The organism is Allobosea sp. FG18 (genome assembly GCF_057809495.1).
In genome coordinates, this window is record NZ_JBMDKB010000001.1 from 97,537 (window position 1) to 118,945 (window position 21,409).

General features: G+C 65.3%; 18 protein-coding genes, 1 tRNA gene and 1 pseudogene. 8 read left to right on the top strand and 12 right to left on the bottom strand.

What is annotated here, in order from left to right:
- Positions 1-7: 7 nt before the first annotated feature.
- The 9 genes and pseudogenes from narI to ACODTJ_RS00525 all read right to left on the bottom strand — a co-directional run bounded on the left by narI (position 8) and on the right by ACODTJ_RS00525 (position 12,597).
- Positions 8-748, bottom strand: a complete 741-nt coding sequence (gene narI / locus ACODTJ_RS00485) for a respiratory nitrate reductase subunit gamma (protein ID WP_454658205.1) — start codon at positions 746-748, stop codon at positions 8-10.
- A 12-nt stretch (positions 749-760) separates the two neighbouring features.
- The gene (narJ, locus tag ACODTJ_RS00490) at positions 761-1,498 is read right to left on the bottom strand and encodes a nitrate reductase molybdenum cofactor assembly chaperone (protein ID WP_454658204.1); all 738 of its coding nucleotides are present in this window, start codon (positions 1,496-1,498) and stop codon (positions 761-763) included.
- Positions 1,499-1,643: 145 nt separating this feature from the next.
- Complete coding sequence (narH, locus tag ACODTJ_RS00495; protein ID WP_454658203.1) at positions 1,644-3,167, bottom strand: nitrate reductase subunit beta; 1,524 nt, start codon at positions 3,165-3,167, stop codon at positions 1,644-1,646.
- 12 nt (positions 3,168-3,179) lie between these two features.
- On the bottom strand, positions 3,180-6,935 hold the full coding sequence (locus ACODTJ_RS00500; RefSeq protein WP_454659045.1) for a nitrate reductase subunit alpha: 3,756 nt from the start codon (positions 6,933-6,935) through the stop codon (positions 3,180-3,182).
- A gap of 156 nt (positions 6,936-7,091) precedes the next feature.
- Positions 7,092-9,830, bottom strand: coding sequence for a nitrate/nitrite transporter (locus ACODTJ_RS00505; RefSeq protein ID WP_454658202.1), 2,739 nt, complete (start codon positions 9,828-9,830; stop codon positions 7,092-7,094).
- A 583-nt stretch (positions 9,831-10,413) separates the two neighbouring features.
- On the bottom strand, positions 10,414-11,043 hold the full coding sequence (locus tag ACODTJ_RS00510) for a LysE family translocator (RefSeq protein WP_454658201.1): 630 nt from the start codon (positions 11,041-11,043) through the stop codon (positions 10,414-10,416).
- Between the two features lie 124 nt (positions 11,044-11,167).
- A pseudogene (locus ACODTJ_RS00515) lies at positions 11,168-11,353 on the bottom strand (IS256 family transposase); the annotation flags it as partial.
- A gap of 754 nt (positions 11,354-12,107) precedes the next feature.
- On the bottom strand, positions 12,108-12,413 hold the full coding sequence (locus ACODTJ_RS00520) for a DUF6538 domain-containing protein (protein ID WP_454658200.1): 306 nt from the start codon (positions 12,411-12,413) through the stop codon (positions 12,108-12,110).
- Between the two features lie 97 nt (positions 12,414-12,510).
- Positions 12,511-12,597: transfer RNA gene (locus ACODTJ_RS00525), tRNA-Leu, on the bottom strand.
- Between the two features lie 288 nt (positions 12,598-12,885).
- Here ACODTJ_RS00525 and ACODTJ_RS00530 point away from each other — a divergent pair.
- A complete protein-coding gene (locus ACODTJ_RS00530) occupies positions 12,886-13,890 on the top strand; it encodes a complex I NDUFA9 subunit family protein (protein ID WP_454658199.1) in 1,005 nt (334 codons plus the stop codon).
- 20 nt (positions 13,891-13,910) lie between these two features.
- Positions 13,911-14,591 carry an HAD family hydrolase gene (locus tag ACODTJ_RS00535; protein WP_454658198.1) on the top strand — a complete coding sequence of 227 codons (681 nt, stop codon included), beginning with the start codon at positions 13,911-13,913 and terminating at the stop codon, positions 14,589-14,591.
- A gap of 111 nt (positions 14,592-14,702) precedes the next feature.
- Here the strand turns inward: ACODTJ_RS00535 and ACODTJ_RS00540 are convergent, their stop codons facing one another.
- Positions 14,703-15,698, bottom strand: coding sequence for a 2-hydroxyacid dehydrogenase (locus ACODTJ_RS00540; protein WP_454658197.1), 996 nt, complete (start codon positions 15,696-15,698; stop codon positions 14,703-14,705).
- Between the two features lie 177 nt (positions 15,699-15,875).
- On the opposite strand from ACODTJ_RS00540, the gene ACODTJ_RS00545 reads away from it, so the two are divergent.
- On the top strand, positions 15,876-16,406 hold the full coding sequence (locus tag ACODTJ_RS00545; protein ID WP_454658196.1) for an SH3 domain-containing protein: 531 nt from the start codon (positions 15,876-15,878) through the stop codon (positions 16,404-16,406).
- A 7-nt stretch (positions 16,407-16,413) separates the two neighbouring features.
- Here ACODTJ_RS00545 and ACODTJ_RS00550 read toward each other — a convergent pair whose 3' ends face one another.
- Both ACODTJ_RS00550 and irr read right to left on the bottom strand, forming a co-directional pair.
- The gene (locus ACODTJ_RS00550; RefSeq protein ID WP_454658195.1) at positions 16,414-17,184 is read right to left on the bottom strand and encodes a YbaY family lipoprotein; all 771 of its coding nucleotides are present in this window, start codon (positions 17,182-17,184) and stop codon (positions 16,414-16,416) included.
- Between the two features lie 32 nt (positions 17,185-17,216).
- Complete coding sequence (irr, locus tag ACODTJ_RS00555) at positions 17,217-17,681, bottom strand: Fur family transcriptional regulator Irr (protein WP_454658194.1); 465 nt, start codon at positions 17,679-17,681, stop codon at positions 17,217-17,219.
- 287 nt (positions 17,682-17,968) lie between these two features.
- Between irr and fabA the strand changes: the two genes are divergently transcribed.
- The 5 genes from fabA (at position 17,969) to ACODTJ_RS00580 (ending at position 21,366) form a co-directional block, all read left to right on the top strand.
- On the top strand, positions 17,969-18,481 hold the full coding sequence (gene fabA, locus ACODTJ_RS00560; protein ID WP_061968412.1) for a 3-hydroxyacyl-[acyl-carrier-protein] dehydratase FabA: 513 nt from the start codon (positions 17,969-17,971) through the stop codon (positions 18,479-18,481).
- A 113-nt stretch (positions 18,482-18,594) separates the two neighbouring features.
- Positions 18,595-19,821: a beta-ketoacyl-ACP synthase I gene (gene fabB / locus ACODTJ_RS00565; RefSeq protein ID WP_454658193.1), complete on the top strand. Its 1,227-nt coding sequence runs from the start codon at positions 18,595-18,597 to the stop codon at positions 19,819-19,821.
- 7 nt (positions 19,822-19,828) lie between these two features.
- Complete coding sequence (locus ACODTJ_RS00570) at positions 19,829-20,101, top strand: DUF3303 domain-containing protein (protein WP_454658192.1); 273 nt, start codon at positions 19,829-19,831, stop codon at positions 20,099-20,101.
- A gap of 132 nt (positions 20,102-20,233) precedes the next feature.
- A complete protein-coding gene (gene fabI, locus ACODTJ_RS00575; protein WP_454658191.1) occupies positions 20,234-21,067 on the top strand; it encodes an enoyl-ACP reductase FabI in 834 nt (277 codons plus the stop codon).
- A gap of 53 nt (positions 21,068-21,120) precedes the next feature.
- Positions 21,121-21,366: a DUF2188 domain-containing protein gene (locus ACODTJ_RS00580; RefSeq protein WP_454658190.1), complete on the top strand. Its 246-nt coding sequence runs from the start codon at positions 21,121-21,123 to the stop codon at positions 21,364-21,366.
- The last annotated feature ends 43 nt before the right edge of the window (positions 21,367-21,409 follow it).

The window sequence follows — 21,409 nt, forward strand, 5'->3', positions numbered from 1 at the left end:
GCGCCGTTCAGCGGCGGGTTGCACGGACCGGGGCGGGAACCGCGCCCTGGCCGGCAAGGGGCCGCTTCTTGGTGCGCACGATCTGGTAGCCCGTCCGGCCGAGATACCAGACCGGCGCCGACCAGATGTGGACCAGACGGGTGAACGGAAAGACGAGGAAGATCGTCATGCCGAGCAGGAGATGCGCCTTGAAGATCGGATGCACGTCAGCCACATAGGCCGAGGCGCCCGGCTGCAGGGTGAGCGTCCCCTGGGCCCAGTTCATGAACTTCACCATCTCATGCCCGTCCATATGGCCGAGCGACAGCGGAATGGTGAGAAGGCCGAGAATGAGCTGGGCATAGAGCATCAGCAGCACCGCGATGTCCGAGAAGGACGATGTCTTGCGGATCCGCGGATCGAACAGGCGGCGGTGGAGCAGCAGGCTCAGGCCGAGGAAGCACATCACGCCGGCCAGCCCGCCGACGACGATCGCCAGCCCCTGCTTGAAGCCGTGCGAGATGCCCAGCGCGTCGAAGATGGCGATCGGGGTCAGAAGCCCGCCGGCATGGCCGAGGAAGATCACGAGCACGCCGACATGGAACAGGACGGAGCCGGCGACGAGCTGCCTGCGGCGCAGGAGCTGGCTCGAATCCGCCTTCCAGCTGTATTGCTCACGCTCGAAACGCACCAGCGATCCGAGCAGGAAGACCGTCAGGGCAAAATAGGGATACCAGCCGAACAGGATATGGTTGAGCGTCGCGTTCATGACGGCAGCTCCTCAATCGCGGGGTGACGCATAGGTGAAGCGGGTCTTGGGCCGCCGCACGGTGGCAGCGCCCAGCCCGGGGGCCGGCCGCTTGGCCTGGCGCAGCTTGGCGGCGAGGTTATCGACGCCGCAATCGGCGCCGGCGCCGGGGCCGAAGCGAACTTCCTCGTCTTCCCAGGCCGCATCCAGCGCAGCCAGGTCGTTCGGATCCTGCTCCGTCTCGGGCACGATCGCCTCGAACACCTCCGGCGCGGGCTTCGTCGCCGCGAGCGCGACTAACGCCTCGAACACGACAGCATAGGGCGATTCCCGCTTGCGCAGCCGCTCGCCGAGCACCGTCATGACATGGGCCGGATCGGCCAGCACCGCCCTCGCCTCCTGCTCCGGCAGCAGCGAGCAGTATTCGAGGAAGAGCGGCACGAAATCCGGCAGTTCCGTGCCCTCGATGACGAAGCCGGCAGCCTCGTAGATGCTCTTCAGGTCGACCATGGCCTGGCCGCGGTCGCGGCTTTCGCCATGGACATGCTCGAACAGATGCAGCGACAGGGAGCGCGTCCGGTCGAACAGCATCACATAGCGCTCCTGCGCATCGTAGACGTCCGTCTCCTCCAGCATGCGCAGCAGCGGCTCCAGCGACGCCGGATCGACGACGCCCTCTTCGGCCAGCACGGAACGGATCTCCGGAATCGCAGCCATCAGATCCCGGCCCGGATAGTTCAGCAGGGCGGAGAAGGCCTTGAGGGTTTTCATCTGATGTCTCCGGGCGGCTCGCTCGCCGAGCGCTGCCGGTACGTTACCGGCTTGCGAAAGGCGCGACATTGAGCTGCGGCAAACGGGATTCGGGCGAAATCCGCAGCCCGCCTCGAAGGCGGACTGCGAGGGCGAGCAGATTGCGTCAGCCGACTTCCATCGGCGTCTTGGCCGGCTTGGGTGAACCGAACAGGTTGGCGCCGCTCGTGCCGCCGGCGCAGCCATTGCCGAAGGAGAAGCCGCAGGAGCCACGCAGATCATAGGCGTCCTCGATCCCCATCTCACGATGATTGGTCGGGATGACGAAGCGATCCTCGTAATTCGCGATCGCCATGATCCGGTACATCTCCTCGACCTGCGCGGCGGACAGGCCGACGTCCCGCGCCAGCTTTTCGTCGATGACACCGTCGATGGTCTTGGCCCGCATATAGGCCCGCATCGCGAGCATGCGCTCCAGCCCGGATACGATCGGCTGCTCCTTGCCGGCGGTGAGCAGGTTCGCGAGGTACTTGACCGGAATGCGCAGGCTCTTGACGTCCGGCATCTCGCCGTCGATTCCGATCTTGCCGGCCGACGCCGCCGAGGTGATCGGCGAGAGCGGCGGCACGTACCAGACCATCGGCAGTGTCCGGTATTCGGGATGGAGCGGGAAGGCGATCTTCCACTCGATCGCCATCTTGTAGACCGGCGAGCGCCTGGCGGCTTCCAGCCAGGCTTCGGGCACGCCCTCGCGCCGGGCAGCCTCGATCACCGCCGGGTCGCGCGGGTCGAGAAAGATGCCGAGCTGCTCGTCGTAGAGGTCCTGCTCGTTCTCGGTCGAGGCGGCGGCCTCGATCCGATCGGCGTCGTAGAGGATCACGCCGAGATAGCGGATGCGGCCGACGCAGGTCTCGGAACACACCGTCGGCATGCCGGCCTCCAGGCGCGGATAGCAGAGCGTGCACTTCTCCGACTTACCGGAAGACCAGTTGTAGTAGATCTTCTTGTAGGGACAGGCCGAGACGCACATGCGCCAGCCGCGGCACTTGTCCTGGTCGATCAGGACGACACCGTCCTCCTCGCGCTTGTAGATCGCCCCCGAGGGGCAGGCCGAGACGCAAGCCGGGTTGAGGCAGTGCTCGCACAGCCTCGGCAGATACATCATGAAGGTGCTTTCGAACTGGCCGTAGATTTCCTCCTCGACGCCCTCGAAGTTCTTGTCGAGCTTGCGCTTCGAGAACTCGCCGCCGAGGATCTCCTCCCAGTTCGGCCCCCACTCGATCTTCTCCATCCGCTCGCCGGTGATCTTCGAGCGCGGGCGGGCGGTGGGGAAGGTCTGAAGCTCGGGCGCCTTCTGCAGGTGCCCGTAGTCGAAGTCGAACGGCTCGTAATAGTCGTCGATCTCCGGCAGATCGGGGTTGGCGAAGATCTTCGCCAAGACCCGCCATTTCGAGCCAATCCGCGGCTCGATCCGCCCATCCTTGCGGCGGCGCCAGCCGCCGTTCCACTTGTCCTGGTTCTCCCACTGCTTGGGATAGCCGATGCCTGGCTTGGTCTCGACGTTGTTGAACCACGCGTATTCCATGCCTTCGCGATTGGTCCAGACGTTCTTGCAGGTCACCGAGCAGGTGTGGCAGCCGATGCACTTGTCGAGGTTCAGCACCATCGCGATCTGAGCGCGGACTTTCATGTCGATATCCTCTTACTCGGCGGCGTGGAGCTTTGGGCCGCGCCGGGCGCTGCCTTCGTCGAAGGGGCCTTCCAGCCAGTCGACCGAGCCCATCTTGCGGACGACGACGAACTCGTCGCGGTTCGAGCCGACGGTTCCGTAGTAGTTGAAGCCGTAGGAGAGTTGCACGTAGCCGCCAATCATGTGGGTCGGCTTCAGGACGGCGCGAGTGACCGAGTTATGGATGCCGCCGCGCTGCCCGGTGATGCCGGAGCCGGGCGTGTTCACGATCTTCTCCTGCGCATGGTACATCATGCACATGCCGTCCTTGACACGCTGGGAGACTACCGCCCGCGCCGAGATGGCACCGTTGACGTTGAAGACGTCGATCCAATCGTTGTCGACGATGCCGGCCTTCGCCGCATCCCGCTCCGAGATCCAGACCACCGGCCCGCCGCGATTGAGCGTCAGCATCAGCAGGTTGTCGGAATAGGTGGAGTGGATGCCCCATTTCTGGTGCGGCGTGATGAAGTTCAGCACGATCTCCGGATTGCCGTTGGCGACCTTGCCCTGGACCGGCGTGATCGTCTTGAGATCGACCGGCGGGCGGTAGACGCAGAAGCCCTCGCCGAAAGCCCGCATCCAGAGATGGTCCTGGTAGAGCTGCTGGCGCCCGGTCAACGTCCGCCACGGGATCAGCTCATGGACGTTGGTGTAGCAGGCGTTGTAGCAGACCTTCTCGGATTCCAGCCCCGACCAGATCGGCGAGGAGATGATCTTGCGCGGCTGCGCGACCACGTCGCGGAAGCGGATCTTCTCGTCCTCCTTCGGCAAGGCGAGATGCTCATGGTCGCGTCCGGTCGCCTTGCCGAGGCTTTCCCAGGCCTTGACCGCGACCTCGCCATTGGTCTCGGGCGCCAGCATCAGCAGGACCTCGCAGGCGTCGATCGCGGTGTCGATCCGCGCCAGCCCCTTGGTCGGTCCCTCCTCGGCGACGACGCCGTTGAGCTCCTTGAGCAACTCGACCTCATGCTCGGTGTTCCAGGCCATACCCTTGCCGCCATTGCCGATCTTGGACATTAGCGGGCCGAGAGAGGTGAAGCGCTTGTAGAGATTGGGATAATCGCGCTCGACCACGGTGATGCTCGGCATGGTCTTGCCGGGAACCGGATCGATCTCACCCTTCTTCCAATCCTTGACGTCGAAGGGCTGAGCGATCTCGGCCGGCGTGTCGTGCATGATCGGGCTCAGCACCACATCCTGCTCGACGCCGAGCACCTCGGGCGCCACCTTCGAGAAGCTGGCGGCGATGCCCTTGTAGATCTCCCAGTCCGAGCGCGACTCCCAGACCGGGTCCACCGCCGCCGTCAGCGGATGGATGAAGGGGTGCATATCGGAGGTGTTGAGGTCGTCCTTCTCGTACCAGGTCGCGGTCGGCAGGACGATGTCCGAGTAGACGCAGGTGGTCGACATGCGGAAGTCGAGCGTGACCAGCAGGTCGAGTTTCCCTTCGGGCGCCTCGTCGTGCCAGACGACCTCCTTCGCCTTCTGCCGCCCCTCCTCGCCAAGGTCCTTGCCAAGCACGCCGTGGCTGGTGCCGAGCAGGTGCTTGAGGAAATACTCATGTCCCTTGCCCGAGGAACCGAGCAGGTTCGAGCGCCAGACGAAGAGGTTGCGCGGCCAGTTCTTCGGATTGTCCGGGTCCTCGCAGGACATGCGCAGTTCGCCCGATTTCAGGCTCTTCGCGACATAGTCCTTGGGCTCCAGCCCGGCGACCTTGGCCTTGGCGGCGAGGCCAAGCGGGTTCTGCTCCAGTTGCGGCGCCGAGGGCAGCCAGCCCATCCGCTCCGCCCGGATGTTGTAATCGATGATGGCACCGTCCCACGGGCCGGCCGGTGCGGTGGGCGAGAGGATCTCCTTCACGTCCAGCGTCTCGTAGCGCCACTGGTCGGTATGGGCGTAGAAACAGGAGGTCGAGTTCTGCTGCCGGCTGGGGCGGCCCCAGTCGAGCGCGAAGGCGAGCGGGGCCCAGCCCGATTGCGGCCTGAGCTTCTCCTGGCCCACATAATGCGACCAGCCGCCCCCCGACTGCCCGACGCAGCCACACATGACGAGCATGTTGATGGCGCCGCGGTAGTTCATGTCCATGTGATACCAATGGTTCATCGCCGCGCCGATGATGATCATCGAGCGCCCATTGGTCTTTTCGGCGTTGCGGGCGAATTCGCGTGCGACCGTGATGATCTGGTCGCGCGGCACGCCGGTGATCTTCTCGGCCCAGGCTGGGGTATAGGGCACGTCGTCGTCATAGGACTTGGCGACGTTGTCGCCGCCGAAGCGGTCGACGCCGTAATTGGCCAGGAACAGGTCGTAGACGGTGGCAACCAGCGCCTCGCCTTCGGCGAGCTTCAGCTTCTTCACCGGGATGCGGCGCTCCAGCACGCTCGCATGATCCGTCCCGGTGAAGTGATCGTGCTCGATATTGCCGAAATACGGGAAGGCAACGTTCTCGAAGCCGTCGGCGACATCGTAGAGCGAGAGGCGCAGATCGACGGGGGCGCCGTCCGAGCGCTTGGCCTCGAGGTTCCATTTGCCCTTCTCGCCCCAGCGGAAGCCGACGGAACCGAGCGGCGCCACGAGCTCGCCGCTCGCCGCATCGAAGGACAGCGTCTTCCATTCCGGATTGTTGGCCTCGCCGAGGCCGCCGTCGAGATCGCTCGCACGCAGGAAGCGCTCGGGCACCAGCTTGCCGTCCTGCTCCACCAGCCGGACCAGCATCGGCATGTCAGTGTAGCGCTTGGCGTAGTCGGTGAAGTACGGCACCTGCCGGTCGACATGGAACTCGCGCAGGATGACATGGCCCATCGCCATGCCGAGCGCGGCATCCGTGCCCTGCTTCACCGAGACCCACAGATCGGCAAATTTCGAGGCTTCCGAATAGTCGGGGCAGATCACCACGCTCTTGGCGCCGCGATAGCGCGCCTCGGTGTAGAAATGGGCGTCGGGCGTGCGGGTCTGGGGCACGTTCGAGCCCCACAGGATCAGGAAGCCGGAATTGTACCAGTCGGCCGATTCCGGCACGTCCGTCTGCTCGCCCCAGGTCTGCGGGGAAGCGGGCGGCAGGTCGCAATACCAGTCGTAGAACGACATGCAGACGCCGCCGAGCAGCGAGAGGTAGCGCGCGCCGGCGGCATAGGAGACCATTGACATCGCCGGGATCGGCGAGAAGCCGAAGACGCGGTCGGGACCGTAGGTCTTCGCCGTATAGGCGTTGGCCGCCCCGATGATCTCGTTGACCTCGTCCCAGCTCGCCCGCACGAGGCCGCCATGGCCGCGCCTGGTGGTGTAGGCCGCGCGCTTCTGCGGGTTCTCGACGATCGAGGCCCAGGCTGCGACCGGTGTCATCAGCACGCGCGCCTCGCGCCAGAGCTTGAGCAGCCGCGAGCGGATCAGCGGATATTTCACCCGGTTGGCCGAGTAGAGATACCAGGAATAGGAGGCGCCGCGGGCGCAGCCGCGCGGTTCATGGTTGGGCAGTTCGGGCCGGGTGCGCGGATAGTCGGTCTGCTGCGTCTCCCAGGTGACGATCCCGCCCTTGACGTAGACCTTCCACGAGCAGGAGCCGGTGCAGTTCACGCCATGGGTCGAGCGCACGATCTTGTCGTGCTGCCAGCGTTTCCGGTAGCCGTCCTCCCAGCGCCGGTCCTCGTTGGTAGTGATGCCGTGGCCGTCCGAGAAATCGTCGACGACCCGGTTGAAGAAGGTCAGTCGGTCGAGAAAGTGGCTCATCTCAAGTCCTTTCGGCCTCAGCGCGAAGCCGTCCTCTGGAGCGAGGGAACACTGGCTCTGGTGGTAGCCGGGCAGGGCGCCGGGGCCCATCTAGAGTTTTTCCTAAGTAGTCTTGCGGAGGTCCTGGCCTGGCTGCGACCCGGACCTTCACGGGGTTCAGCTGGCCGGCTGGGCCGCGACCGCACTGGCGGAGCGGACGCGCTCGACATCCCAGAGCAGGCCGCCGCGGCGCGTGTAGACCGCCCAGGTCAAGAGCACGCAGGTGACGTAGAAGCCGAGGAAGCCGTAGAGCGCCGCCTCGATCCCCCCGGTCGCCGCGATCGAGGAGCCATAGGCCTTGGGGATGAAGAAGGCGCCATAGGCTGCTACCGCCGAAGTGAAGCCGATGATCGCCGCCGATTCCTTCTCGGCCTGCTTGACCTGCTCGCCAGGGGCGAGCAGTGGCTCGAGCCGCGGGATCTCCTTGCGCATGATCGACGGGATCATCTGGAAGGTCGAGGCGTTGCCGACGCCGGTCGCGAAGAACAGCACCAGGAAGCTCGAGAAGAACACTGGGAAGCTATGCTGCGCCAAGCCGAAGAGCACGCCGCCGACGCCGGCCATCATCAGGACGAAGACCCACAGCGTTACCCGCCCGCCGCCGAAGCGATCGGCGACCCAGCCGGTGAAGGAGCGCGAGAGCGCGCCGACCAGCGGGCCGAGGAAGGCCAGCTGCAGGGCGTTGACCTCCGGGAACTGCGTCTTCGCGACCAGCGGGAAGGCCGCCGAATAACCGATGAAGGAGCCGAAGGTGCCGGTATAGAGCCAGCACATCACCCAGTTGTGCTGGCGTCTGAAGATCACCGCCTGCTCCGCGAAGGAGGCCTTCATCGAGGCGATGTCATTCATGCCGAACCAGGCGGCAAAGGCCGATGCCGCGATGAAGGGCACCCAGATGAAGCCGGCGTTCTGCAGCCAGAGCTGGCTCGTCCGGCCCGCCTCGGTCGAGAGCTGCGGCTCGCCGCCGAGCGAGCCGAACACACCGGCGGTGATCACGAGCGGGATGACGAACTGAACCACGCTGACGCCGAGATTGCCGAGCCCGGCATTGAGCGCGAGCGCGTTGCCCTTCTCGGACTTGGGGAAGAAGAACGAGATGTTGGCCATGGAGGAGGCGAAGTTGCCGCCGCCCAGGCCGCAAAGTAGTGCGAGTCCAAGGAACACCACGTAGGGCGTGCTAGGATCGCGCACCGCATAGCCGATGCCTACCGCCGGCAGCATCAGCGACCAGGTTGCGACCGTGGTCCACAGCCGCCCGCCGAAGATCGGCGGCATGAAGGCGTAGAACACCCGCAGCGTCGCGCCGGACAGTCCGGGCAGCGCCGCCAGCCAGAAAAGCTGATCCGTGCTGAACTTGAAGCCCACGGTCGGCAGCTTCGCCACGACGACCGACCACACCATCCAGACCGCGAAGGAGAGCAGCAGGCTGGGGATCGAGATGTAGAGATTGCGGCGGGCGATGGCGCGCCCGTTCCGCGCCCAGAACTGCGGGTCTTCCGGGCGCCAGTCCTGCAGCGTCTTGCCCGTCAGCGCGTCGGCGAGTTCGGGCGAATGGATCGGCTGCATCTCCGGCAGCTGCGGCAGCTTGGCCAGCTCCTTGCCGGCGACGCCTTCCTCCATGGTGCGGACGGCCATGTGCATCCAGACAAGGGAGACCGTCACGATCAGGAAGAGCAGCATGAAGCAGCTCGTCCAGATCCCGGTCAGGTCGTTGAGCACGCCGAAGGCGATCGGCAGGATGAAGCCGCCGAGGCCACCGATCATGCCGACGAGGCCACCGACCGCGCCGACATTCTGCGGATAATAGACCGGGATGTGCTTGAACACGGCCGCCTTGCCGAGGCTCATGAAGAAGCCGAGCACGAAGACGAGGCCGATGAAGACCGGCAGGCTGACCTCGGTGTGGAAGGCGATCGGCCCGGCGATGCCCTTCACGACATAATCCGTCGGCGGATAACTCAGGAGGAAGGTGCAGCCGATCGAGACCAGGAAGGTCCAGTACATGACGCGCCTTGCGCCGTACTTGTCCGAGAGATGGCCGCCATAGGCGCGGAAAATCGAGGCCGGAACCGAGTAGAAGGCGGCGATCATGCCGGCAGCCTTGATGTCGAGCCCGTAGACGCCGATCAGATATTGCGGCAGCCACAGCGACAGCGCGACGAAAGCGCCGAAGACGAAGAAGTAGTAGAGCGAAAAGCGCCAGACCTGGGCGTTCTTGAGCGGTTCAAGCTCGAGCCAGGCGCTTTTCGGCCGCTCGCCCGTGCGCCGCCGCTCGACGATAACGGGGTCATCCGCGGTTCCGAACCAGAACAGTACGGCCATCACCACGAGCCCGGCCGCCCAGATCTGCGCCACGCTCTGCCAGCCATAGGCAACGAGCACGAAGGGCGCGACGAACTTGGTCACGGCCGCTCCGACATTGCCCGCCCCGAAGATGCCGAGAGCCGTCCCCTGCTTGCCGGCGGGATACCAGCGCGAGACATAGGCGACGCCGACCGCGAAGGAACCACCGGCGATGCCGACACCGAGTGCGGCGAGCAGCATCTGCGGGTAGGTTTGTGCGTAGGACAGCAGGAAGGTCGCCCCTGCACCAGCGAGCATGACCAGCGAGAAGATCCGCCGCCCGCCATAGTAGTCGGTCCAGATGCCCAGCACGACGCGGATGAGCGAACCCGTCAGGATCGGCGTTCCGACGAGCAGGCCGAACTGGGTCTCGCTCAGCCCAAGCTCCTGTTTGATCCGGACGCCGATGATCGAGAAGATCGTCCAGACCGCGAAGCAAGCGGTGAAGGCGATGGTCGAGAGCCACAAGGCCCGCCCCTGTTCGCCCTTGGACACGGGAATATGGGTTTCCATGATCGCAGCCTCATTCGGCAACATGCGTGATTGCCGCGAGCCAACACTGGAATCTTCTGTGTCGTACTTGATCCAAATCAAGCAAAGTCGGGAATTGGCGGGGGCTCGTGTTCGCGCTTAAGGGAAAGCACGGAGAGAGCTGCGCGAATGTCTATGTCCGCTGCCGGCCGAGTTTCATGCTTCGATGACGTACTTATCAACTAAATCGACGGTCTGGACCTTGACTTCAGCCCATTCGCACGGAGGCATACTTCTTTCCGCCTTGGCGCCACGCAAGGCGAGATAGAGGCGTTTCTCTGCGGCATCGCCGACCGCGAACCGGCCGCAATTTTCACGGCGTGCCGCGATTTTGCGCTCCTGCTCCCGATTGCGTGCGCGGCATGGATGCCTTCGCGCACAGCCTCCGAGTACGCGAGGAACGGGATGGCGCTATCGCAGTTCAGGCTGGCCTACATGCGTTCCAGAACGTATTGCGCTTTGGTCATCGCCTCCAGCTTGCTCAAGGTCCGGGAGAAGCCACCGAAGTCAAATTGCCTCGGAAAGATCGGAGGGAACTGCGCCGGTCCCGCCGCCGTTCCGCGGCTCATCCGGCAATCGTGCGTCCTGCTAAAATCGCGGCGTAGACTCCAAGCGCGAAAGCGGAACCGCGTGGCAACAAGGTCTTTGATCTGTTTCGGAACGCTACGCCCAACACCCCTCCGGCGATGATCCAAACGGATTCAACCAGCGGCGTTATGACGGCCAAGGTCAGCAAGATCGGAAGCGCGACCTGCGTTTCGCTCGCCCATCCCACGGGCAGCAATACGAATGCGATCAGCAGGTTTTTCGGATTGAGAAAAGTCGTGACGGCAACATCTCTTGCGGTGACGACGCGCCTTCCAGGCGGCGTTCGCCGAGGCTCCCACAGGCGCGCTGCCATATAGGCCAGATAGCCACATCCGAAAATCTGGACAGCCGCTCGGATCGCCGGAAACGCATCGACGAGCGGGCGAAACAGGACGCCAAGTAGCAATGTTGCACCTAAATATGCGGCGATCGCTGCCCAGATGAGACGAAGCGCGGAGCGAATTCCCATCGTAGCGCCCGCGAGGGCGAGCAAGGTATTTGTCTGCCCCGGTGTAGCCACGACGAGGACAAGAGCGAAAACATAGCCGCTGAAGGACATGGTTCGCAGGTAAACGGGCTGGATAGCTTGCACTTTGCGCTGAAGCAAACAGTGAAACTCTTTCGCAAACGAGGTATCCGAATAGGGGCGGTGCCGTTCTCGACGAGGTCGTGTTCCAGCTTGTGGTGTAGCTGTCGGTAGGACCGTCGATCGCCGACTTTGGTCGGGCTGGTCAGGCCGCCGCGGCTGGCAGGCTGACGAGGGGATCATCGCTCATGGGCGTGATGTAACGGGCGCGCTGGACGGCCCATTCGTCATTCTGTTCGAGCAGGATCGCGTCGACGAGCCTGGTCTCGTCGGAATCGCCGAGGAACACCACGTAGCCCAGCGTGTCGGCCCTAGCTTGGGCGACCTCACCGACACGAGCCCCGGTGTAGGCACAAAGCCAGGGCACCCACCGCTTGGCGGCGGAGGTCTTCGGCTGTTCATTACCCTGCCGATGAGCGTCGGCGGCCTCCAGCAGCGCCTTGGCCTCCTCGTCGGTGAACCCCTTCGGTCGGGTCACCCTGCGTTTGCCGAGCTTGATCGTGATGCCAGTCGCAGGGTTGTTGGTCAGGCGGTGATTGCTGACGGCCCACCCGAAGAGGGTCTTGAGGGCGGATAAGTCGCTGTCCTTTACCGTCTTCGCGGAGATGGGCTTCTTGGTTCTCGGGTTGATTGAGGACAGCCGGTGATCCTTGAAGCCGACGACGTGTTCGGGGGTGACCTGTGTTGCATCGTCGTACCCGAGGAAAGGCGACAAAGCCGTCCACGGTGTTGCTGTAACTCTCATGGGTGCTCGGTTTGCGACCCGTTGCCTGGGCCTCCTTCCACCAGTCCGCGAGGATGCCGGTTAGGCTGGTCTTGCCGCTGGTCGGCTGGAGGTCCTTGGGCGCGTCCCTCGGCTTCCACTCAGGGAACCGCGAGGCAGCAGGGTCCGGGCTGTAGTCGCCAGCCGCGTTTTTCTTGAGGTGCTCTCCAGCCTGTCGAACGGCGGCGCTGATGGCCTCCAGAAGCTGGGCGCAGGACGGCTGGTCGATATGTAGGCCTCGCTGGCGTAAGAGCCTATCGACCGCCTCTCCGTACCAGTGCTCCAGCTTGCCGGCCTCGCGGGCCTCCTGATCCAGTCGGAGTCAGTGCTGCCAGGCCGTCTCATTGCCGGGCTCGTCGGCCATCTGCTTCGTGAGTTCGGAGTAGAAGATGCCGGCGAGGGCGGTCACCTCACGGTTACTGAGGACCTGGGCCGGGGAGCGCAGCGCCTTCCAGTGGGCTTCCACCTCGGCGGCCACTGAGGCGTGTGCCTCGCGGGCCTTGGCGGGGTCCTTCGTCCGCAGCGTACGGACCTCTTCGCGCTTCCCGAGGGCGGCTCGAAGGTCCTTCGGAACAGCCTTGCGGAACCAGTAAACGCCGGTCTTGGGATGCTTATGCGGACGTGTCATACTCAGGACTGTATGGATCACCCGATTATATCACTCGGGCGTCCATAAGTCGTTGATTTCCGCTAAGTACTTGAGGTTGGTAGTCCTCAAGAAATGTTGGTGCCCAGGAGAGGACTCGAACCTCCACGCCCTTGCGAGCGCCAGCACCTGAAGCTGGTGCGTCTACCAATTCCGCCACCTGGGCAACGGCGGTTCGTTTACGGGGGGCGAGTCGTCCTGTCAACGGCCCTGTCGCGACGAAATGAATTTGTTTTCGCGGCCCTGTGGAAACCGCTTTCGTGGGCCTGGCGGATTTTGGGGCGTCTCGGCTCAAAAAAACGGCTGAACGGCACCGAACGGGCGCAGTGCCTTCTCTCCGATAGGGCGGAACGCCGCAGGGCCGGGATATCGGAGCCACCGGCCGCAAAAGGCATTTCCACTTTGGCGGAACATGATCTAGGAGGGCAGAAGCATTCTAAACGGAGCTTTCGCGATGGCTTCCCAGGCCCCGGCCCAGCAACTCGTCACGGTCTTCGGCGGCTCCGGTTTCGTCGGCCGTCATGTCGTGCGTGCGCTCGTCAAGCGCGGCTATCGGGTGCGCGTCGCCGTGCGCCGGCCGGATCTCGCCAATTTCCTTCAGCCGATCGGTACTGTCGGCCAGATCCACGCCGTACAGGCGAATCTGCGTTATCCCGCCTCGGTCGCTGCCGCGGTGAAGGGTGCTGACGCCGTCGTCAATCTCGTCGGCATCATGCAGGAGCAGGGCCGCCAGAGCTTCCCGGCCGTGCAGGCGAACGGTGCGCGTGCCATCGCCCAGGCTTGCGCAGCTGCCGGCATTGCGCGGCTGGTGCATGTCTCGGCGCTCGGCGCATCCACCGAATCGGCTTCGGCCTATGCCCGCTCCAAGGCCGAGGGCGAGGCAGCCATGTTCGCCTCCGTGCCGGGTGCCGTCGTGCTGCAGCCGTCGGTGATGTTCGGCCCCGAGGATACCTTCTTCAACCGCTTCGCCTCGCTCGCCCGCATGCTGCCCGTCCTGCCGCTGGTCGGCGCCGGCGCGACGAAGTTCCAGCCGGCCTTCGTCGGGGACGTCGCCGAGATCGTCGCCCGCGCCGTCGACGGCACCGTTCAGGGCGGCCGCATCTATGAGCTCGGCGGGCCGGAGGTGCAGAGCCTGCGCGAGATCGTCGAGGAGGTCTGCAAGGTGACTGGCCGCAAGCGCTTGCTCGCGCCGCTGCCTTTCCCGCTGGCGCGGATCATGGGCAGCGTCCTGCAGGTCGTCGATTCCCTGACGCTCGGCCTGATTCCGGACGAGCTGGTGATGACACGCGATCAGGTCACGCTGCTCGAGAGCGACAACGTCGTCTCGGCGGAAGCCAAGGCTGAGGGCCGCGACTTCGCCGGGCTTGGCCTTGCGCCGACCTCGTCGGAGGCGGTCGTTTCCTCCTATCTCTGGCGTTTCCGCAAGACCGGCCAGTTCGACACGCTTCAGGCCCGCTGAGCGGCAGGCGGAGCAGGGACGTGTCGTTCGATCTCGTCATCTACGACTGCGACGGCACGTTGATCGATACCGAGACGCTCTATGGCGAGGTCAGCCTCGCCATGTGCCATGAAGTCGGGCTCGGCCACTGGACGCTCGACCATTATGTCGATCAGCTCGTCGGCATCCCCTGGGCCGACGGCATGAAGATCATCGAGACGGCGCTGGGTAAGCCTCTGCCGGATGATTTCGAGACGCGCATCGAGGATGCGGTCGCTCTCCGCCTGGAGACCGAACTGCGCGCGCTTCCCGGCGTGCGGGAGGCGCTGACGCTGATGGCGGGGCGCCGCTGCGTCGCCTCCTCGACGGTGCTGGAGCCGCTGCGCCGCAATCTCGGACTCGCCGGCCTGATCGACTTGTTTGATCCGCATGTCTTCTCGGCTTCGCAGGTCATGCGTGGCAAGCCGGCGCCGGATGTCTTCCTGTTCGCGGCGTCGCAGATGGGTGCGCGGGCCGGACGCTGCCTCGTGCTGGAGGATTCTGTGCCGGGCGTGCTGGCGGCGAAGGCGGCCGGCATGCAGGTTGCCGGCTTCACGGGCGTTGCCCATGACAAGGGGCGCATGCGCGAGCGCCTGCTGGCCGCGGGTGCGGCTGGTGTCATCGACGATTTCAGGGAATGGCCGGCGGAAGCGGCGCGCCTTGCGGGAATGCGCGCCCCCTGAGCTGCCGGGCTGAGTGCCTGCCGGATAACTCGTGGTCTCAACCACCCTTGTCATTCCGGGCTCTTCGCTGCACGAAGCCCCGGAATGACAGCGGGGTGAGAAACGTGCTCCTCAGAGCATGCTGGGCAGCACGCGGTCCGGCGGCTTGTGGCCGTCCATGAAGGTCTTGATGTTGACGATGACCTTCTCGCCCATGTCGGCGCGGCCCTCATGCGTGGCCGAGCCCATATGCGGGAGAACCACGACCTTGTGCTGGCGCGCGAGCTTGAGCAGGCGCGGGTTGACCGCCGGCTCGCTCTCGAACACGTCGAGACCGGCACCGGCGAGCTCGCCGGCTTCCAGCATGCGGGCGAGCGCGGTCTCGTCGACGACCTCGCCGCGGGCGGTGTTCACCAGGATCGCGTCCGGCTTCATCAGCTTGAGGCGGCGGGCGGAGAGCAGGTGATAGGTCGCCGGCGTATGCGGGCAGTTGACCGAGACGATGTCCATCCGCGCCAGCATCTGGTCGAGCGAATCCCAATAGGTCGCGTCGAGCTGCTCCTCGATGCGCGGATCGACCCGGCGGCGGTTGTGATAGTGGATCGACAGGCCGAAGGCCGCGGCCCGCTTCGCCAGCGCCTGGCCGATCCGGCCCATGCCGACGATGCCGAGGCGTTTGCCGGTGATGCGCCTGCCGAGCATCCAGGTCGGCGACCAGCCGGCCCAGTCGTCATCGGGGATGACGCGCGCGCCCTCGGCGATCCGGCGGGCGACGGCGAGGATCAGCGCGATCGTCATGTCGGCGGTATCGTCGGTCAGCACGCCCGGCGTGTTGGTGACGGTGATGCCGCGCTGCACGGCGCTGGCGACGTCGATATTGTCGACGCCGTTGCCGAAATTGGCGATCAGGCGCAACTGGTCGCCGGCCTGCGCGATGATGGCGGCGTCGATCTTGTCGGTCACGGTCGGGACGAGCACGTCGGCGGTCTTCACGGCCTCGACCAGCGCCGCCTGCGACATCGGCTTGTCGTCGATATTGAGCCGTGCGTCGAACAGTTCGCGCATCCGGGTTTCGACTACGGCGGGCAGCTTGCGCGTCACCACCACCAAGGGCTTCTTCTTCGACATGGCGGTCACCCCTCCGTCATTGGCCGCATCGGCCTGATATCCTCAACCCGCCATTAACCCTGGTGTCCCAGGAATGGGAATTGTTGCGCGGCACCATATGCGTGTCTAGGCGGCGGCGCGGCTGATGACAACTTGCCCCTTCGCCGGGGGGAGCGGGATGCGAAGGAGAATGGCGCGATGATGGTCCCGTCGATGCGATGCCTGGCCCTGACGGCACTGGCCCTCGTCGGCTTGCCAGCGATCGCGCCGGCTCAGGACATGCAGGCCGGCTCGGTCACCGGGTTGCCGGTACCGCGCTATGTCAGCCTCAAGACGGACCGCGTGAACCTGCGCGAAGGCCCCTCGAAGGAGCATCGCACGCGCTGGGTCTATCAGCGCGCCGGCCTGCCGATGGAGGTCACCGCCGAATTCGAGACCTGGCGCCGCGTCCGCGACGCCGACGGCACCGAGGGCTGGGTGCTGCACAGTCTGCTCTCCGGCCGCCGGACGGCGCTCGTCGCGCCCTGGTCGAAGAAGAAGGACGAGAATTTCCCGATGCGCAGCGCAGCGAACGAGGAAGCCGCCGTCATCGCCAGGCTTCAACCCGGCGTCGTCGCCAATGTCGCATCCTGCGCCAATACCTGGTGCCGCGTCAGCATCGGCAACATCAACGGCTTCATCCGGCAGGAGCGGCTCTGGGGCGTCTATCCCAACGAGAAGGTCGACTGACCGACGGTCACTGCCGCGCCAGCGTCATCACCGCCCGGCCGCGGCTGTCGAGCAGCGCGAGCAGGCCGAAGCCGCGATGGATATCCCAGCGGCGGACCTTGGCGAGCCCGTCAAGGAAGCCGCGCTCCTGCGCCATCACGTCCGACACGCAGGCCATCATCGTCGAGACCATGCGCGAGAACCGGATCGTCCGACCTTGAAGCGTCGCATGGCCGCCGAAGCCGTTGCAGCCGCCGCGGCCCGACACCTTGCCGTCCGCCGCGATCTCCAGGGTCGTGTTGATCGAGGCCGGGACATCCTTGCCGCCGAGGCTGGCGAGACGCCAGCTTCCGATCGGGGAAGGGGCTGCGGCGGGCGGCCGATCATCGCCCGCAACGCGCTGGACCCAGATATCGGTATTGTCCGGCCCGCCCGTGAAGACGCTGTGCCGTTCCGTGGTGATGAAGAGCAGTTGCCCGCGATGAGTTATGCGCGCCTGCAGTGCGTAGCTGTGCCGGGGCTCGATCTGCCGGGTGTCGAAGCGCAAGGTCCATGGCGCCGGGATGCGCCGGCCGGAGACGCGGGTCTCGGCGATCGTGCGGCTGGGAGCGTCGGCCAGCGAGACGTCGAGTAACTTCACCTCGACGATGGCGCCGGGCGGCAATGCCATGCGCTCGCGATAGGAGACGGTGCCGCGCAAGCTGCGCGGCGCGGCCAGTGCCGGCGCGGCCGGAAGGGCGGTCGCGAGCAGAAGCGCTGCCAGCGCGCGGCGTGAGACCGGCGAATCGGTGAAATGCATGCCCATCGTCTCCGGAACGGGCAGAGCTTATGTCAGATCTCGACCTTCCGCAGCCGCACCACGACATCGACCCGCGCGATCTCGTAGCCTGCCGGCGGCACAGGGAGGCTCGCGACATCGATCTCGTCAGCGGGGATGTCGATCACCCGGTTCTCGCCGTCGACGACGAAATGGTGATGCTCATGATCGGCCGTGTCGAAATAGGCCTTGGCGCCGTCGAGCGTGAGTTCCCGCAGCAGGCCGGCCTCGGTGAACTGGCGCAGCGTGTTGTAGATCGTCGCGAGCGAGACCGGGATGCGCTCCTTCATCGCCTCTTCGAACAGCATCTCGGCGCTGACATGGCGCTGGCCCTTGGCGAAGAGCACCCAGCCGAGCGAGACGCGCTGGCGGGTGGGGCGCAAGCCCACGCGTCGGAGCTTCTGGCGGATGTCGTGGAAGGGGCAGCCCTGCCGTACCGGCGTCCCGTAGCCCTGGTCCTGGGAGGTCAGGTCGCTCATGCCCAGCTCGTGCACCCTCTTATGAAACGGATGTCCTGAAGGCTCCGTCTGTTGGAAGAATTCCAATTTGAAATGTAGGGCGTCGGCCACCCGGTCGCAAGCGTTGGACCGTCTTATAGGTTCTTGCGAAGCGTAGCTGCATTGATCTGGCGCAGTCTCGCTGTGGTTTTTGACGCTGCGATGCGGATCTTGGGACGTGCTGCCCTTTCGTTTCCCGCTCCCGCCGTGTTAGGCACGGCAAACGAGACACCGGCCGAATCCGGTCGGTGCCAGGGAGCGGTACGGGAATGCAGCGTCAGTCGTCTTTCAGCTACGAGGAGATCCTCGCCTGCGGTCGTGGGGAACTGTTCGGGCCGGGCAATGCGCAACTGCCGCTGCCGCCGATGCTGATGTTCGACCGGATCGTCGAGATTGCCGAAGAGGGTGGCGAGCACGGCAAGGGCATGGTCCGCGCCGAGTTCGACATCAAGCCTGACCTCTGGTTCTTCGATTGCCATTTCAAGGGCGATCCGGTGATGCCGGGCTGCCTCGGCCTCGATGCGCTCTGGCAGCTCACCGGCTTCTTCCTGGGCTGGCTCGGCCTGCCGGGCCGCGGCCGCGCGCTCGGCGTCGGCGAGGTCAAGTTCGCCGACCAGGTTCTGCCTTCGGTCAAGAAGGTCGTCTACGGCGTCGACTTCAAGCGCGTCTTCAAGTCGAAGCTCGTCCTCGGCATTGCCGATGGCTGGCTGGAGGCTGACGGCAAGCGCATCTATACCGTCAGCGACATGCGCGTCGGCTTGTTCAAGCCGGAAGCGGCCTGAGGAAAAACGCAGCGCGACCTTGCGCCTAGCTGCCGCTCGGTCCATTTGCGCGATATGAATCCAGAAGCGGCCGGGCCTGTCCCGCCGCGTGCTGACAGCTGGAGTAAGCGAGCATGAGACGCGTCGTCGTCACAGGGATGGGCATCGTCTCGTCCATCGGCAACAACACGCAGGAGGTCCTGGCCTCGCTGCATGCGGCGAAATCGGGCATCTCCCATGTCGCCGAATTCGCCGAGCACGGCTTCCGCAGCCAGGTCGCGGGCGTGCCGACGCTCGACCCCGCGACGGTGCTCGACCGGCGCGCCATGCGCTTCCATGGCGGCGGTTCGGCCTGGAACCAGGTCGCGATGGAGCAGGCGATCGTCGATGCCGGACTTGAGCCGGCCGAGGTCAGCAATGAGCGCACCGGCATCATCATGGGCTCCGGCGGTCCCTCGACCCGCGCCCTGATCGACGCCTATGACAAGGCCCGCGAGAGCGGCTCCTCGAAGAAGGTCGGCCCCTTCGCCGTGCCCAAGGGCATGTCCTCGACCGCTTCGGCGACGCTGGCGACCTGGTTCAAGATCAAGGGCGTCAATTATTCGATCTCCTCGGCCTGCGCGACTTCGAACCACTGCATCGGCAATGCCTATGAACTGATCCAGTGGGGCAAGCAGGACGTCATCTTCGCCGGTGGCTGCGAGGAATTGGACTGGACGCTCTCCGTGCTCTTCGATGCCATGGGCGCGATGTCCTCGGACTTCAACGGCACGCCGGCCCGCGCCTCGCGCGCCTATGACGTCGCCCGCGACGGCTTCGTCATCGCCGGCGGCGCCGGCGTCGTCGTGCTGGAAGAGCTCGAGCACGCCAAGGCGCGCGGCGCCAAGATCTATGGCGAGATCGTCGGCTATGGCGCGACCTCGGACGGTTACGACATGGTGGCTCCGTCGGGCGAGGGCGCGGTACGCTGCATGCGCATGGCGCTTGAAGGCGTGAAGAGCAAGGTCGACTACATCAACCCGCACGGCACCTCGACCCCGGTCGGCGACGGCAAGGAAATCGAGGCGATCCGCGAGGTCTTCGGCGCCGGCGACAAGGCGCCGCCGATCTCGGCGACGAAGTCGCTGACCGGGCATTCGCTCGGCGCCACCGGCGTGCAGGAGGCGATCTACTCGCTGCTGATGCTCAACAACGATTTCATCTGCGAGAGCGCCCATATCGACGAGCTCGACCCGGCCTTCGCCGACATGCCGATCGTGCGCAAGCGCATCGACAACGCGGGCCTGGGCACCGTGCTCTCGAACTCCTTCGGGTTCGGCGGCACCAACGCCACCATCGTGATGAAGCGCCTGGAGGTCTGAGAGCGCCATGCTCTTCATGGTGATCGAGCATTTCGATCAGACCCGCGTGAAGGATGTCTACGCCCGCTTCCAGCATAGCGGGCGGATGGCTCCGGCAGGCGTACGCTATGTCGAGAGCTGGGTCTCGGCCGATCTCGGCCGCTGCTTCCAGGTCATGGAATGCGATGACGTCGCCCTGCTGCAGGAATGGGTCCTGCAATGGAACGACCTCGTGCGTTTCGAGATCGTGCCGGTCTCGACTTCGAAGGCCGCCGCTGCCGCGATCACCAAGACCGACTAGTCCAAGACCTGCCGGTGCCGGCAACGGCCCGGCGATGATGATACGCCGTTCAAAGTTCGACCGACCTGCCCCGCCGACTTTCCTCCGTTTCCCGTCTTCGGACCAGTTCCTGAAGCCCCTTCCGAGTTTGCCATGCTCCCGCTGATGCACAACAAGCGCGGCCTCATCATGGGCGTCGCCAATCAGAATTCGATTGCCTGGGGCATTGCCCGCACCCTTCACGCCCATGGCGCCGAGATCGCCTTCACCTATCAGGGCGATGCGCTCGGCAAGCGCGTCCGGCCGCTCGCGGAGAGCATCGGCTCGACGCTGGTCGTGCCCTGCGATGTCGAGGACACCGCCTCGGTCGATGCCGCCTTCGCGACGCTGGACGAGGCCTGGGGCGGCGATCCCGAGCGCAATACGCTCGACTTCATCGTCCATGCCATCGGCTTCTCCGACAAGAACGAGCTCAAGGGGCTCTATGCCGACACCAGCCGCGAGAATTTCTCGCGAACCATGGTGATCTCCTGCTTCTCCTTCACCGAGATCGCCAGGCGTGCGGCGGACCGCATGCCGAACGGCGGCAGCATGATCACGCTGACCTATGGCGGCTCGACCCGGATCATGCCGAACTACAACGTGATGGGCGTCGCCAAGGCGGCGCTGGAGGCGAGCGTGCGCTATCTGGCCGGCGATTACGGCCCGCGCGGCATCCGCGTGAACGCGCTTTCGCCCGGGCCGGTGCGGACGCTGGCCGGCGCCGGCATCTCCGATGCGCGCGCCATGCTGTCCTGGCAGCGTGCCAATTCGCCGCTGCGCAAGTCGGTTTCGCTTGAAGAGATCGGCGGCTCGGCGCTCTATTACCTCTCGGATCTCTCCGGCGGTGTCACCGGCGACATCCACCATGTCGACGCCGGCTATCACATCACCTCGATGCCGGTGCTGGATTCGCTGCGCGCGGCCGATAGCGGCAACGGCGACTAGCCGGAACCCCATGGCCGGGGCGCGGTTTCCTTCGAGCGAAAGGAGGACGCGCGATGGTCATGGTCAAATACGAAGTGGTCGAGCACGACGGTGGCTGGGCCTACAGGGCAGGCGGGGCCTTGTCGGAAACCTTTCCGACACATGACGCGGCGCTGAAGGCGGCAACCCGCGCCGCCGCCCGTCAGACAGTGGCGGGGGCCACCGACGGGATCGTCTATCAGGACCAGAACGGCCGCTGGCACGAGGAGCTGGCGGATGGCCACGATCGACCCGCGACCCGGGTCGTCGACAGCGGCTGAGGGCGCTTTCGCTTCGATGATGGGCTATAGGGCCGCCACGCGG